The organism is Paenibacillus sp. p3-SID867 (genome assembly GCF_025142895.1).
Taxonomy (GTDB): Bacteria; Bacillota; Bacilli; order Paenibacillales; family Paenibacillaceae; genus Paenibacillus_AQ.
Window position 1 is genome coordinate 364,351 of the sequence record NZ_JAMBDM010000003.1, and the last position, 13,662, is coordinate 378,012.

The following is a 13,662-nucleotide window of genomic DNA, read 5'->3' on the forward strand; positions in this document are numbered from 1 at the left end:
TAACTTAGCTGCTGCAGCCGCCGCCACAGCCACTCCCGCAAGAGGATCCGCTGCTGCAGGATGAACCGCTGCTGCAAGAGGATCCAGATCCGTCGCCTGAGGATCCATCACCCGAATCGGATCCGCCGGACCCGCATGCCGAGGCGTAGGTGCATGAGGAGCTGCTGTTATTTTTATGAAGCTCGTGCTCATCAGGGATCATGTGGTCACCAAATTGTTCCGGTGCGTTCCAGGCAAAAAAGACGGCCGCTGCCAGGAGCATATCGCTATTTTGGAAATTGACCGACTTCTCTTGTCGCGCCGGCTTCTCTTGGGCGGTTCGAACCCGATCCTGCAGATCCTGGATGATCGCATCAATCGCCGTGCGGGCTGCAGGAATCTTCTCATAGGTCCAGGCATTAAAGCGCTTCTGGCCATGATTCACGGTGAAGTGGCGGGAAGTTACGGCCTCCAGTTCTTCGCGCGGCAGCGGGACGCGGAAGAAAGCCCCCCATAGCTTGGCGCTGTATTCATGCCAGCCGAATAATTGTACATATACCGTATCAAACCACGCACGTTCATTCGGAATAGGCACATGCTCGCTTCCGGTGTTTGGAGCGTGGTGAAGCATTTTGCCAAGAAAGCGTTCCGAGAATTGCTGGTACTCGTAAGTATACATCAGCATTTCATGCCATACTTCATCCACGTCTTTGCTGAACATCGGGACACGATCCAGCACCGCGCACATGATAAAGAACCGTTTAAGCTCCTGCCATCTCCATTCGTACTCCTGTTCGGACAGATTCGGATGCTCACTCATTACTCGTTGCTTCAGCATGTTTTGATAGGTGTAGGGGAGCGCAGCCTCCAGTCTGCCGACAAGCTCAGTCGCCGGGCTTCCTGCCTTGACGATCGGCGGCAGCTCGGGTAGTTTCCCGCGTCCGTGCTTATTGCCTTTTGGGAGCTGCTGACCGCTGTGTTTACGCAACGAGCGTTTCACTAAATAAGAAATAATCCATACATCCACCGCAACAAATAAAATAATCAGAATCCAGGTTGTTGTGTTCATTACATGTTCCTCCTTCTTTATCGTGTTCGGAGGTCGGCTTATTATTTCTCTCCTGAGTAAATTATGGCAAATGTGATGCGTGTTGGCAATTGAAATTGGAGAAGATCATAACTTGAATTTAGGGGCTTCTTTATGATACATTCCGTGTGTGTCAAGCGAGTGTTTGATCATGGGGCCATGATCTCGATGGATGGCCATTACGTTTACTTTAGGAGCATACATATGTTAACAGGTTGGAAACTATCCGTAATAGGTATTCTTGTTGTAGGCATTACCGGCATCGTTGCGTCTGTTACCGGTCTGATCGAGCCCGGCCGGGCGATAGCGCTTTTCGTTGTATTCGTACTCTTTATTGGGGCGCTGGAGCTGCTGGAACGAATCAAGAGCCGCAGAAAGAAGAAGGGGGAAGTGCGATCTTCCAAATAAAAATGCACAGACAGCAAGGAGGGAGCTTGTGAATTGGGTAGCTGTACAGCCGTACTACAAAATCAACCGAGTGGTGGATGGTATCGAACAACGGACGGAAGAGCAGGGGCGGGAGATGTTCCTGTACGAGGATCGAATCGTAACGAAATACCGGGAGTTCCCGATCAAGCAGGTCTTTGATCTGTCGTATCGGCCTATGGGAGACGGCGGTGGTTTCTTATATTTGCACACCCAGCAAGGCGTGTATTCTTACACGGTGAAGGATGATCCGGGTTCTTTCATATCGGCATTTAAAAATCTCTAATGGCATGATCCATAAATAAAACTGGTCTCAGGTCCAGTTCATCTCCTCGCCTGCAGCACGTTTGCGAAAGCCACGTTGTCATATAAGCTGATACTATATTCTAGGGACGGATTAGGGGGACAGGAGTGGATACGCTATTAGATTTTATTGAACAGATCGGGCACTATGCATTATTCCTCGTATTGTGCCTTGGATTGGTCGGTCTTCCTGTGCCTAATGAAGTTGTGGCAATGACAGGCGGAGCGTTAGCGGCATCCGAGATTTTAACGCCGGTTCCGTCTTTTATCATGACCTTTCTTGGCGTGTGTTCGGGATCGACGGTAGGTTACATGCTTAGCCGCTTTACCGCGAGCAAGCTGTTAAACCGCGCACAGGAAAAGTCGAAGATACGCCAGTTTCTCGATGTATCCGAACGGTTGACCCGTCAATATGGCAATTACGCCATATGCATCAGCGCTTTTTTGCCCATTCTGCGCAACGTCACTCCTTATGCGGTTGGCATGAAGGGGATGCCGTATCGCAGATTTGCGGTGTATTCGTATTCCGCGTCCTTTGTATGGACCATCGGTTATTTCTCTTTGGGCATGTTTGTCGGAGATCAGGTCGTCGATCATATTGGAGCCCTGATTGACCGGTATGGATATTATGCGGCGGGAATTGTCGCGGTGCTGGCCATCATTCTGATCATTTCATGGGTAATTCGAAGAAATAAACGAAGCAAGGAGAATAAAGAAATTCAGTTTCACGGATAAATGCCGTATGCCTGTTTAATTAGGGCTCATCCGGCAGGGGCTCGGGTGACGTTCGAATGATTTTTACGTATTCTCGGGGTAAGAACCATGGGGTTTCTTGAATTTGATAAACTCTGGTTGTCGAGTTGTCTTGTTGATATCCGGGATGCGTACGTATATTCGTTAAGATGGCGGCTGCCAATATTGCAAGAAAGATGAAAGCGCAGACAGCCGCTTTTTTGATCATCATGGGAATCACTCCTTTACATACAGTGATTTCCCAAAGGTCCTCTTTTCATTCCAAGATACCTTTGACAAAGCTTTGATCTCAAGATATACTGATTTTCAGTGTGATTCGAAAAAATACCATATGGTTTTACCTGGAGGAGCCTGCCATCAACGGGCTCTTTTTGTGTTTTTTTGGAGTTATACCTAAATAATGGGGAAATACTACTTATGAAGGAAAAATCGGACTATAGGAGGAGTAGACTTTGTCTTTGCTGCACATCGCCGTCATGGCACCTTTTATTGTAGCGCTTGTGGTTATGTTGACCTACAAGCTCATTGGCCGTGTCCACACCGGATGGGTCATTTTGCCGGTACCGGTTGTCCTGTTCGCCTATTTTTTAGGACTTATCCCAACCATTCAGGGAGGTGAACAGCTTCAAGCGGTCCTGGAATGGATTCCGAGCGTGGGAATAAACTTTACCGTTTATTTGGATGGACTAAGTTTAATTTTTGCACTATTAATATCTGGTATTGGTTCACTCGTTGTACTGTACTCCATCTTCTATATGGATAAGAACAAGGAAGCCGTCCATAAATTCTACATTTATCTGCTTCTGTTCATGGGCGCCATGCTTGGTGTCGTGCTCTCCGATAACCTGATGGTGCTGTACGGTTTTTGGGAACTGACAAGTATCTCGTCTTTCCTGCTAATTGCATTCTGGCATCATCGCGACCGCTCCAGATACGGAGCTTTAAAATCCATGCTGATCACCGTATTCGGCGGACTTGCCATGTTTGCAGGGTTTATTCTCCTTTATGTCATGACTGGCACCTTTAGTGTGCGGGAGATCGTAGCAAATGTGGGGAGCATTTCGGGAGACGCGCTGTTTATTCCGGCCATGATTCTGATCCTGCTGGGAGCATTTACCAAATCCGCTCAGTTCCCGTTTCACATCTGGCTGCCGGATGCGATGGAAGCACCGACTCCGGTTAGTGCTTACCTTCACTCCGCTACGATGGTTAAGGCCGGAATCTATCTGGTGGCCCGTTTTAGTCCGGTGTTTGCGGGTCAAGCTTCCTGGTTCTGGATCGTTGCGATTACGGGCTTGACCACGCTGATCTATGCTTCGATCCGAGCGATCAAGCAGACAGATCTGAAGGCACTGCTGGCATTCTCTACCATCAGCCAATTGGGACTGATTATGAGCTTGCTCGGTCTTGGCTCTGCCGCAGCTTATTATGGAGGCGGCGTGGACACGCTGCTCTATACGAAAGCAACGACAGCGGCCATCTTTCATCTGATGAATCATGCGATATTTAAGGGCGCTTTGTTTATGGTCGTCGGCATCGTGGATCATGAAACGGGCACCCGTGACCTGCGGAAACTCGGAGGTTTAATGTCGCTCATGCCGATTACGTTCACCGTGGCCGTCATTGGCGCATTTTCCATGGCCGGTCTGCCTCCGTTTAACGGATTCCTGAGTAAAGAGATGTTCTTTACGGCGGTCCTTCAAGCGTCTCAGATGAATTTCTGGAATGCCGAGACCTGGGGTGTGCTGATACCGGTCGTTGCCTGGATCGCCAGCGTATTTACGTTCCTGTACAGCATGATCCTGGTTTTCAAAACCTTCACCGGCCGCTACCAGCCTGAAAAGCTGGAGAAGAAGCCGCACGAAGCACCGCTGGGGATGCTGATTCCCCCGGTTATTCTGGCATCGCTGGCCATCGTGTTCGGACTGTTTCCGAACCTGCTGTCTCATGCACTGATTGAACCGGCGATGGCCGCCATTCATCCGGGGCTGCTCGTGGCAGAGGACCGGTTCCACGTGCATATCGAGATGTGGCACGGCTGGACAATGGAAATTTACATGACCATCGGAATCATTGTTCTCGGTACCGTTCTGTACAAGCTTCACGGCAGAGTGCGTATCTTGAACACAACGATTTTCAAGCGATTTACATTGAACAATCTGTATGACGGGGGATTGCGCGTTCTCGAAAAAGGCGGCAAATCGCTGACCTCAACCTACATGACAGGTTCGCTGCGTCACTATGTGATCTATATCTTTGTGTTTTTCATAGCCGTTCTTGGCGGAGGTCTCCTGCTGGTTGATCATATCGGATTCGATATGACGGACTACGCACCGATGTCCTTCTATGAGGCCGTTGCCATACTCGGCCTGGTCATTCCGGTCATTGTGCTCCCGTTCGTACGGACACGATTGATGGCGATCATATTAACCGGGGCTGCGGGTTATATGGTGACCTTATTCTTCGTCCTGTTCCGGGCTCCGGATTTGGCGTTGACCCAGATGGTTGTCGAGACCGTTTCTGTCATGCTGTTCCTGCTCTGTTTCTATCATCTGCCGAAGCTGAAGCGGGAGAAGGTGTCAATGAGCCTGAAGTGGAAAAATCTGCTGATATCTATAGGCGTGGGTGCTGTCGTAACCTTGATCGCGCTGGCCGCAAGCAGCGGCAGAACCTTCGACTCCATTGCGGATTACTTCATTAAAGAGAGCTACCACTCGGCCGGCGGTAAAAATATCGTCAATGTCATTCTGGTGGACTTCCGCGGATTTGATACCTTGCTGGAAATTATGGTTCTCGGCATTGCGTCCCTCGGAATCTATGCCTTGATAAAAGTTGATTTGGGTGAAGGGGTTATCGGTGAACGGGATCGTTATGAAGGTGCGTATTTGCCTAATAGCAATGATGTTATTTTGCGAACCATATCCAAGGTGGTCGTCTTTATCGTCGTAACATTCTCGTGGTTCCTGTTCAACTCGGGACACCATGAGCCGGGCGGAGGATTTATCGGGGGGCTGATGACTTCAGCCGCACTGGTTCTGTTATCAATGGCTTTTGGCATGGACATGACCCGCAAAATCGTGCCTTTCGAATTCCGGAAGGTTACGGCTGCAGGCCTTGCCATCGCCCTGCTTACAGGGATTGGTTCCTTTGCCTTTGACGCACCGTTCTTAAGTCATTCCTTCGATTATTTCAACCTGCCATTGCTCGGGGAAACCGAGCTGGCTACAGCGGTTCTCTTCGACCTCGGCGTCTATTTAGCCGTCGTTGGCGTGACGATGACCATCATCAATTCGATTGGGAGGGATAACTGACCATGGAACTATATATGTCACTTGCCATCGGAATTATATTCGCGGTTGGGATTTACCAGATCCTATCTAAAAGCTTGCTGCGGATCATTCTCGGTACATCACTGTTAACCCATGGTGTCCATCTGCTGCTGCTCACGATGTCTAGGCTGAAGACCGGTGCTGCTCCGCTGCTTGGCGAGAAGGCTTCATCCTATGTTGACCCCGTTCCACAAGCGTTGATCCTGACGTCCATTGTCATTAGTTTTGGCGTCACATCGTTCTTCTTCGTACTGGCGTACAAAGCGTATCAACGCTTGGGCACGGACAACATGGAGGAGCTAAGGGGGATGGATGATGAATAATGTAATTGTTCTGCCTCTCCTTATTCCGTTAGTTACTGCCGTTATTCTTATTTTTTGCTCCAAATACGTTCGTGTTCAGCGCTGGATCAGTGTGGTCAGTGTCATACTGAACCTGCTTGTGGCGTTGTTCATCGTGAATCAGGTAAACAACGAAGGCATCCAAACGCTTCATATGGGCGGATGGCTGCCGCCTTATGGGATCGTGTTTGTAGCCGATATGCTCGCGGCACTGCTGGTGCTCACGACGTTGATTGTGGCTGCTGCCTGTCTGTTCTATTCCTTTCGGAGCATCGGGGAAGAGAGAGAGAAGCATTACTTCTATGCCTTTTTTCAATTTTTGCTGGCTGGTGTGATCGGATCGTTTCTGACAGGGGATCTGTTTAACCTGTTTGTCTGCTTTGAGGTCATGCTGATCGCTTCCTATGCGCTGATTGTGCTGGGGGGCACCAAGCGGCAGCTGAGAGAAACCCTGAAGTACATGCTGATTAATATTATTTCATCCACCTTGTTTGTTGCAGCCGTTGCTTATTTGTACGGCACGGTCGGCACGCTGAATATGGCGCATCTGTCCCTGCGCGTGGCAGAAGTACAGCAGGATGGAATATTATCGGTCATCGGCCTGTTGTTCCTGATTGTATTTGCCTTGAAGGCGGGCTTGTTCCTGTTCTTCTGGCTGCCCGGATCCTACAGTGCACCACCGGCGGCAGTTACAGCTTTGTTCGGCGCGCTGCTTACGAAGGTTGGATTATATGCGATTATCCGTACCTTTACACTGATCTTCCATCACGATACCGGCGGCATCCACGCCGTCATCGGCTGGATGGCCGCGGCCACGATGATTTTGGGAAGTTTGGGCGCAGTTGCGTATAAGGATCTTGGACGAATCCTGAATTATAACATTATTATCAGCGTCGGCTTTATCGCCTTCGGCATAGCGTCAGCATCTTCAGATTCCTTGAACGGGGCTGTATTCTACTTGATGCATGACATGATTGCAAAGGCGCTGCTCTTTATTCTTGGCGGAATCATCATTGCCAGTGCGGGTGCTAACAAGCTGAGTGATATGGGCGGCCTGATGAAGCGCCATCCCTTGGTAGGATGGATGTTCTTTATCGTTGCATTGGCTCTGGTCGGCATCCCGCCCCTTAGCGGATTCCTTGGCAAGGTTCTTATCGTCCGCGGTGGTTTGAGCGAGGGGCATTATTGGTTGACGGGACTGGCACTGGCATCAAGCCTGGCGGTATTGTATTCCCTGATCAAGGTATTTATGGGGGCATTCTGGGGCGAATCACCCGGTCATACGGAATCGCAGCCAGTCAGAATCCATCGGACAGCTTATGTGGCAGCTATTGGACTTACGGTTATGGTGATTGTCCTTGGGGTGGGTTCGGAGTGGATTTATTCCTATACCTCTCAAGCAGGCGCCGTATTATCCGATCCATCACTATACATTAACGCTGTACTAAAGGAGTAGTGGATATGGGCCATCAAATCCTGTTAAATATCATCATTGCCGTTGTCTGGATGTTCCTGAACAATAACTGGTCCCCCCAGCATTTGATAGTCGGCTATCTGATCGGTATGTTGCTGATTTATCTGTTGCGCCGCTTTTGGCCAAACGATTTCTATTTGCGTAAGCTGTGGTCTATTCTGATGCTGCTGCTTTTGTTTTTAAGAGAGCTGTTTAAATCAAGTATCACCGTCATCGGTCAGATTATAAGACCGAAGCTGAATGTCCGCCCCGGCATCTTCGCCTACGATACGGAGCTTAAGTCCGACTGGGAGATTACGGTCTTATCGTGCCTGATCTGCTTGACGCCAGGAACGCTTACCCTGGAAGTCTCTCGCGATGGTCAGACGCTGTATATCCATGCGATGGATATCGAAGATGTCGAAGAGCTGTCGAATCAGATCCGCGGTACCTTTGAACGCGCGATCAAGGAGGTGACCCGCACATGATCCATGGCATGCTGATAGCCTCATTGGTGATTTTGTCGCTTGCTATTCTGGGCTGTCTGTACCGATTAATCAAGGGACCTTCCATGAACGACCGGATCATGTCGCTGGATACGATCGGAATTATCCTGTTGTCCATGATCGCTGTCCTGTGCATGCTGTTCCGGACATCCGTGTATTTTGATATCATTCTGCTGATCGGAATTCTTACGTTCATCGGAACAACCGCGCTTGCCAGATATATTGAGAGGGGTGATGTCATTGAACGCACAAACGATGAGTCAGATCGGTGAGTTTCTGATCGCGCTGATGGTGCTGCTCGGCGCTTTGCTGGGTGCATTGAGTGCATTCGGCCTTATTCGTCTGCCGGATGTTTACATGAGGTCCCATGCAGCTACGAAAAGTGCCACGCTGGGCGTCCTCTTGATCCTTGCCGGCGCATTTCTGTATTTCACCTTCTACCTGGAGCATGTCAGTGCCAAACTGCTGCTGGGAATCGTATTCGTATTTATTACGGGGCCGGTAGCGGGTCACTTGAACGGGAGAGCGGCGTATCGATCAGGCGTGTCTATGTGGGAGAACAGCGTTCACGATGACCTCAAGCCTGAACTGAAGCGCGAACGTGAGCGGATGCGAGCTTCCCGGAAGGGGGAGCATTCCGAGAAGGGATGAGACCGTCAACCGTAAACAAGGTCCCGATTGAATGATCGAGAAGATGAGATGGGCTTTCCAAGCATATGGGAAGCCCATTTCTTGTTTCATGTTTGGCTCACGGGTATCATCTCGTGGTAAAATTGACCAAAACAGGTTCGAGGAGCCTTTGGAAATCACGCTAGGAAAGCTGATTCTGAACAAGGAGAATGTGTACAGATGGTATTGGATACAGATCAAACGAAATTAAGAGAGCTGTCTTCCTTTCTTGCCCGAATGAATGGAGATCGTCATCATCATGTCGGATATTGCGGCGAACAGGAAGGGGAGGTCTACAGCACGCTGCTGGAAGATTTTTCGGAAAATGGCCGGCTGAGCAGCCAGCGATTTACCGTGATCTATGATCAAGATCAGATGGTGGGCGCATTGGGATTCGATGTGGACGAAGAAGAGGGAACTGCTGAAATATGGGGACCTTTTATCGATGCGGAAGGCGAGCTTTGGCATCGATTGGCGAAGGAGCTATGGGTTGATGGAACAATGAAGCTGAATGGCAGCGTAACACGCTATTTCGGATTTTATAATGTAGCTCATCCGTCTGCTGCGAGGTTTATGGAGGACAAAGGGGGAAGAAAGACAGGTGTGCATCATGTACTGAAAATCCAAAAATCCACCTTGTTAGCGAATGCCGCGCCTGGATTGCAGGATATCACGCCCGAATATTGGGATGAGTTCGAGAATCTACATGGCACCGCCTTCCCGAATACCTATCTCAGCTCGGAGTCTATTTTGCAGAAGCTGGATGAGTATCACCGGCTCTTCATATTTACGGAAGAAGGCCGTTTCGTCGGGTATGTTTATGTGGAGGGAGACCCCGATTTCCAGGAAGGAAATATTGAATACATCGCGGTATCCGAACAATTCCGGCGCAAAGGCTATGGCGGGCTCCTGATTGATCAAGCTCTCCATTATTTATTCCAAGTCCTGCAACTGGAAGAAATCTCGTTATGCGTGAACCAAGACAATGCAGGAGCGCTCCAGCTGTATCATCGTGCGGGCTTTGAGACGGTGCATAAACTGGCGGCTTACGTATTGGAGTGAACATAATGGTTTCCATCACGACCCGCCCATGCATAACAAGACCCGCCCATCCCAGCAACCGGGATCGGCGGGTCTTGTTTATACATCTAACGCTTCGTCTTTTTGCTGCTGATCACGACACTTCCCGGCTGATCTTCATGATGGTAACGGTTTTCCATCTTTTTGCCGGCCAGCCACAGCAGCCAGAGGACGATGGCCGCGATAAGAATGCGCCAAGGCTGCTGGATAAAGGCTTGCCAGTCATGTCCAATGAATGCCACCATAAAAATCATCACGGATTTACCTGCCATAACGGCTATCGTGAACGTCGTTGCCGATATCGTGCTGATGCCGGATGCGATATTGATCAGTGAGGAAGGCGTGAAGGGAAAGCAGTACAGGATGAAGATCGGCGTAAAGCCCTTTTCTTCAATCCAATGGAAGAAGCGCTGGGATCCCGGCATTCTTTTTTGGATAAGCAATCCAAGCTTGCCTCCCAGCTTACGAACAATCCAGAACACCGTAACGGATCCAAGGCAAACGCCGATCCACGACAGCAAGAATCCCCACCATAATCCATAGGCTGCGGAGTTCCCCATCACCAGTACGATAAGAGGCAGAAAGGGAAGGAACGCCTCTATAAATGGAAGCAAAATACCCGGGATGGGACCCAGCTGCGAGTACTGCTGAAGCCATTCCTGCACTTGATCCATGTCAATTTCTTTCATATGGGTCCACAAGTTCTGAAGCCATTCCAACATGATGAGTAAATCCTCTCCCTGCCTAGGGTAAAATTATGTATTTTCCGGTCGATCACGGATGAAATATATTATAGCATAACCAGAATCAATATTATAAATTGCAAGTATTGAACCGGGGAGGGATACAGGAAAAACTCAAACTCCCCTAAAGCCATGGTGAGTTTGAGCTATATCCTTTATCGGTTCTTATACAGATTGGGCGGGCAGCGCTTCCTTGGTTTCAGGATTCGAATCCGGCGGGAGATCCGGCTCGATCCCGTTCCAATCGATTCGGTTCTTGCTCCGCAGCGACCAGACGATCAATAGGATGATCCCAATAATGACCGAACCGATCGTTACCATATAATTGCCCCAGACCGAAAGGTATTCGATCTCGATGAATGCATATTGGGAGGGTACCACAACGTACCGGACCATCTCCAGCCAGGCCAGGTGAAAGCCGATGCTCATCCACAGATTGTTGGATACGATGCGGGACAGCTGCAATACCGTACCAAAAGCAACTAAATTGATGGTATACTCCACCGTAATCAAATCCCATGTCCCTATTCCTATGGCCACCATGAATGCCGTTACAGCGATAGGCGCAAGCACGAACATTACGACCTGAAGGACCAAAGCGAGCCAGCGCGGAAAAAGGGTGTTTAAGTTCCGGTACACATAACCGCGGAAGGTGATTTCTTCTGGAAAGGCTTCATAAAAAAATGCAATCGGGACATTGATGAGGATAACGAGCATCGTAACGATTGGGAAATGGAAATCCACGATCCGGAGCCATCCGGCGGCGCTGCCGATCAGCAAGGATGCTGCCGTGACCAGGGCAAGGAAACCGATGCCGAGAAGGAAATAACGAAAACCGGAAGGAACAGAGCTAAGACCAAGTCCCTTCCAGGGCCGCTGATCGACATAACGCCTAAGCAGATAAATCAGCGGCACGGATATACTTGTTGTAACGACGGCAAGGAGGATTTGGAGCCCGAGCGTGGGGATCTCGTATGAACCCGCTACCGTGGCTATCACAACTGCTAGTCCGAGCCCTGCAACAAAAGCCAGCCACCCTAGGACGACACGCCAGAACAGGTTTAAACGGCCCTCCCGATCACGGAATGCCCGAGAGACACCATGCTTAGCCTTCGATTCAGTTAATGTGCGAATGACGAACTCGCTCCTCTCTTAAGAACACGCTGCCTGTGTTCCTATTCTTTTTGACATTAATATATATAGTATTGCTTCAATCAAGGTGTTCCATAGAAAGAACCTATTTTTACGAAGGTAGGCATTAAAGAAACAAATAAAAGATGCTGAAATGTTGATTATGGTACGTTGTATTAAAAAAAACCGGAAGTGTATAATGGGATTATGCCGAAAATCGTAGATCATGATAAACAAAGACAACGGGTCGCTGAGGCTGCCCTGCGGGTGATTCAGAGGGGGGGACTCGAAAAAGCGACGGTTCGCAATATCGCCGAAGAGGCGGAGTTATCCGTAGGTTCGCTGAGACACTATTTTACCAGCCAAGCTGAGTTGTTGGCTTTTTGTATGAACCTGATGATCGAGAGGATTGAAGAACGCTTTTCTACTTTATCCTTGAAGGGACCCGTGTTTGAGGATGTAAAACAAGTATTGATGCAATTTCTGCCGATGGATGAGGATAGGACGATGGAAATGGAGGTGTGGATGTCGTTTGTTGCCAAAGCGCTAGTCTATCCCGAATTAAGAATAATGACCGATCATATGTATGATGGATTAACCAAGGCGTGCCACTATGCGGTGGATACCCTGGTCGCACATAAGCTGGCTAAACCGGAGCTGGATCTTGATTATGAGAAGGAGCGCATATACGCATTGGTAGATGGATTAGCGATTCATCATATCATGAAGCCACAACAACTTGCCAAAGAAAAGATCGAGTGGATTCTCGAGCAGCATCTGCGTTCCTTATGTCTGGATGACAAGGCAATAGACTAAAAGACCCATGTCACTTAGCGTGTCAACATTGACATGCCATTCCTTTTTTTAATACAATGGTTCTTCGACAGGCACTTCGTGTGAAAAAAGATACAAAAGGAGAATGGCATGGTCAAAAAACACAAAAATCTGACAGTCGGCGAAATTCTGAAACGGTTCATCTTTATTACCATCGGTGCAGTTCTGATGGCCGTGGCGCTAGAAATATTCCTGGTGCCCAACGAAATTATCGACGGGGGTATTACCGGTATTTCCATCGTATTATCATCGATTACGCCCATCAAACTGGGTGTGTTCCTCTTCATTATCAACTTGCCGTTTCTGTTCATCGGTTATAAGCAGATCGGCAAAACGTTCGCATTTTCCACACTGTACGGGATCGTGGTATTGTCGGTGGCGACAACCTTCCTGCATCATGTAGACCCGTTTACGAACGAGAAAATTTTGGCGGTGCTGTTTGGTGGTTTGATCCTTGGTCTGGGTGTAGGTCTTGTTATCCGTTACGGCGGAGCTCTTGACGGTACGGAGATCATTGCTATCCTGCTGTCCAAAAAGCTGCGCATGCCGGTCGGGCAGATCATCATGATTATCAACGTGTTTATTTTTATTACGGCAGGGTTTGTATTCGGTGCAGATTCGGCCATGTATTCGATTTTTTCATACTACATAGCGGCAAAAGTGATGGATATTGTGGTAGAGGGCTTGGACGAGTCCAAATCCGTTACGATTATATCCAATGAATATGAAGAAATCTCAAGTGCCATCATGCAGCGTCTGGGCCGCAGCACGACGATGATTTATGCCAAGGGCGGATATTCGAAAGAGGATACGCAGATGATTTATTGCGTCATCACCCGGCTGGAGATTGCGAAGCTGAAGACGGTTGTGCAGGAGATAGATAAGAACGCATTTATTTCGATTCAAAATGTCGCGGATGTGCTGGGTGGGAGTATGGCGAAGTCAGATATTCACTAGGTGCACGTACATGCTTTTGATGTGATAGGTTGATTAACGAATGGCGGTTTTTTGCAGATCCTTTTCTGCAG

At 48.9% G+C, this 13,662-nt stretch carries 16 protein-coding genes; 12 read left to right on the forward strand and 4 right to left on the reverse strand.

Translation table 11 applies throughout. The features are described from left to right. Positions 1-4: 4 nt before the first annotated feature. Positions 5-1,048, reverse strand: a complete 1,044-nt coding sequence (locus M4D81_RS07860) for a glycine-rich domain-containing protein (protein WP_260065452.1) — start codon at positions 1,046-1,048, stop codon at positions 5-7. A gap of 222 nt (positions 1,049-1,270) precedes the next feature. On the opposite strand from M4D81_RS07860, the gene M4D81_RS07865 reads away from it, so the two are divergent. The 3 genes from M4D81_RS07865 to M4D81_RS07875 all read left to right on the forward strand — a co-directional run bounded on the left by M4D81_RS07865 (position 1,271) and on the right by M4D81_RS07875 (position 2,530). After that, on the forward strand, positions 1,271-1,474 hold the full coding sequence (locus M4D81_RS07865; RefSeq protein ID WP_260065454.1) for a hypothetical protein: 204 nt from the start codon (positions 1,271-1,273) through the stop codon (positions 1,472-1,474). A gap of 28 nt (positions 1,475-1,502) precedes the next feature. Continuing rightward, entirely contained in the window at positions 1,503-1,778 is a 276-nt protein-coding gene (locus M4D81_RS07870) for a hypothetical protein (protein WP_071220365.1), read from the forward strand. Between the two features lie 125 nt (positions 1,779-1,903). After that, positions 1,904-2,530 (forward strand): DedA family protein, encoded by a 627-nt coding sequence (locus M4D81_RS07875; protein WP_260065456.1) that lies wholly within the window; start codon positions 1,904-1,906, stop codon positions 2,528-2,530. A 19-nt stretch (positions 2,531-2,549) separates the two neighbouring features. On the opposite strand, the gene M4D81_RS07880 is transcribed toward M4D81_RS07875, so the two are convergent. Then, positions 2,550-2,759, reverse strand: a complete 210-nt coding sequence (locus M4D81_RS07880) for a hypothetical protein (RefSeq protein ID WP_260065457.1) — start codon at positions 2,757-2,759, stop codon at positions 2,550-2,552. A gap of 241 nt (positions 2,760-3,000) precedes the next feature. Here M4D81_RS07880 and M4D81_RS07885 point away from each other — a divergent pair, with 241 nt between their 5' ends. From M4D81_RS07885 to M4D81_RS07915, 7 genes are all read left to right on the forward strand, one after another. Next, a complete protein-coding gene (locus M4D81_RS07885; protein ID WP_260065459.1) occupies positions 3,001-5,859 on the forward strand; it encodes a Na+/H+ antiporter subunit A in 2,859 nt (952 codons plus the stop codon). A 2-nt stretch (positions 5,860-5,861) separates the two neighbouring features. Next, the gene (locus tag M4D81_RS07890) at positions 5,862-6,200 is read left to right on the forward strand and encodes a Na(+)/H(+) antiporter subunit C (RefSeq protein ID WP_071220369.1); all 339 of its coding nucleotides are present in this window, start codon (positions 5,862-5,864) and stop codon (positions 6,198-6,200) included. After that, entirely contained in the window at positions 6,193-7,674 is a 1,482-nt protein-coding gene (locus M4D81_RS07895; RefSeq protein ID WP_260065731.1) for a Na+/H+ antiporter subunit D, read from the forward strand. The genes M4D81_RS07890 and M4D81_RS07895 overlap by 8 nt, the downstream gene beginning before the upstream one ends. Before the next feature lie 5 nt (positions 7,675-7,679). Further along, the gene (locus M4D81_RS07900) at positions 7,680-8,159 is read left to right on the forward strand and encodes a Na+/H+ antiporter subunit E (RefSeq protein WP_071220371.1); all 480 of its coding nucleotides are present in this window, start codon (positions 7,680-7,682) and stop codon (positions 8,157-8,159) included. After that, positions 8,156-8,449 (forward strand): Na(+)/H(+) antiporter subunit F1, encoded by a 294-nt coding sequence (locus tag M4D81_RS07905; RefSeq protein ID WP_071220372.1) that lies wholly within the window; start codon positions 8,156-8,158, stop codon positions 8,447-8,449. Before M4D81_RS07900 ends, M4D81_RS07905 begins: the two co-directional genes overlap by 4 nt. Further along, entirely contained in the window at positions 8,433-8,828 is a 396-nt protein-coding gene (mnhG, locus tag M4D81_RS07910; protein WP_071220373.1) for a monovalent cation/H(+) antiporter subunit G, read from the forward strand. Before M4D81_RS07905 ends, mnhG begins: the two co-directional genes overlap by 17 nt. A 198-nt stretch (positions 8,829-9,026) precedes the next feature. Continuing rightward, complete coding sequence (locus tag M4D81_RS07915) at positions 9,027-9,908, forward strand: GNAT family N-acetyltransferase (RefSeq protein ID WP_260065460.1); 882 nt, start codon at positions 9,027-9,029, stop codon at positions 9,906-9,908. 86 nt (positions 9,909-9,994) lie between these two features. On the opposite strand, the gene M4D81_RS07920 is transcribed toward M4D81_RS07915, so the two are convergent. Continuing rightward, on the reverse strand, positions 9,995-10,648 hold the full coding sequence (locus tag M4D81_RS07920; RefSeq protein ID WP_071220376.1) for a TVP38/TMEM64 family protein: 654 nt from the start codon (positions 10,646-10,648) through the stop codon (positions 9,995-9,997). Positions 10,649-10,834: 186 nt separating this feature from the next. Further along, positions 10,835-11,668 carry a CPBP family intramembrane glutamic endopeptidase gene (locus M4D81_RS07925; protein ID WP_311200617.1) on the reverse strand — a complete coding sequence of 278 codons (834 nt, stop codon included), beginning with the start codon at positions 11,666-11,668 and terminating at the stop codon, positions 10,835-10,837. Between the two features lie 339 nt (positions 11,669-12,007). On the opposite strand from M4D81_RS07925, the gene M4D81_RS07930 reads away from it, so the two are divergent. Together M4D81_RS07930 and M4D81_RS07935 are read left to right on the forward strand one after the other, a co-directional pair. Then, positions 12,008-12,616 (forward strand): TetR/AcrR family transcriptional regulator, encoded by a 609-nt coding sequence (locus M4D81_RS07930; RefSeq protein ID WP_071220378.1) that lies wholly within the window; start codon positions 12,008-12,010, stop codon positions 12,614-12,616. A gap of 108 nt (positions 12,617-12,724) precedes the next feature. Next, entirely contained in the window at positions 12,725-13,591 is an 867-nt protein-coding gene (locus M4D81_RS07935) for a YitT family protein (protein ID WP_071220379.1), read from the forward strand. Positions 13,592-13,662 lie beyond the last annotated feature (71 nt).

Coding starts and splice junctions, on each gene's coding strand:
- M4D81_RS07890 (WP_071220369.1), top strand. CDS start 5,862: ATGGAACTATATATGTCACTTGCCATCGGAATTATATTCGCGGTTGGG.
- M4D81_RS07895 (WP_260065731.1), top strand. CDS start 6,193: ATGAATAATGTAATTGTTCTGCCTCTCCTTATTCCGTTAGTTACTGCC.
- M4D81_RS07920 (WP_071220376.1), bottom strand. CDS start 10,648: ATGTTGGAATGGCTTCAGAACTTGTGGACCCATATGAAAGAAATTGAC.
- M4D81_RS07860 (WP_260065452.1), bottom strand. CDS start 1,048: ATGAACACAACAACCTGGATTCTGATTATTTTATTTGTTGCGGTGGAT.
- M4D81_RS07905 (WP_071220372.1), top strand. CDS start 8,156: ATGATCCATGGCATGCTGATAGCCTCATTGGTGATTTTGTCGCTTGCT.
- M4D81_RS07930 (WP_071220378.1), top strand. CDS start 12,008: ATGCCGAAAATCGTAGATCATGATAAACAAAGACAACGGGTCGCTGAG.
- M4D81_RS07865 (WP_260065454.1), top strand. CDS start 1,271: ATGTTAACAGGTTGGAAACTATCCGTAATAGGTATTCTTGTTGTAGGC.
- M4D81_RS07915 (WP_260065460.1), top strand. CDS start 9,027: ATGGTATTGGATACAGATCAAACGAAATTAAGAGAGCTGTCTTCCTTT.
- M4D81_RS07935 (WP_071220379.1), top strand. CDS start 12,725: ATGGTCAAAAAACACAAAAATCTGACAGTCGGCGAAATTCTGAAACGG.
- mnhG (WP_071220373.1), top strand. CDS start 8,433: ATGAGTCAGATCGGTGAGTTTCTGATCGCGCTGATGGTGCTGCTCGGC.
- M4D81_RS07880 (WP_260065457.1), bottom strand. CDS start 2,759: ATGATGATCAAAAAAGCGGCTGTCTGCGCTTTCATCTTTCTTGCAATA.
- M4D81_RS07900 (WP_071220371.1), top strand. CDS start 7,680: ATGGGCCATCAAATCCTGTTAAATATCATCATTGCCGTTGTCTGGATG.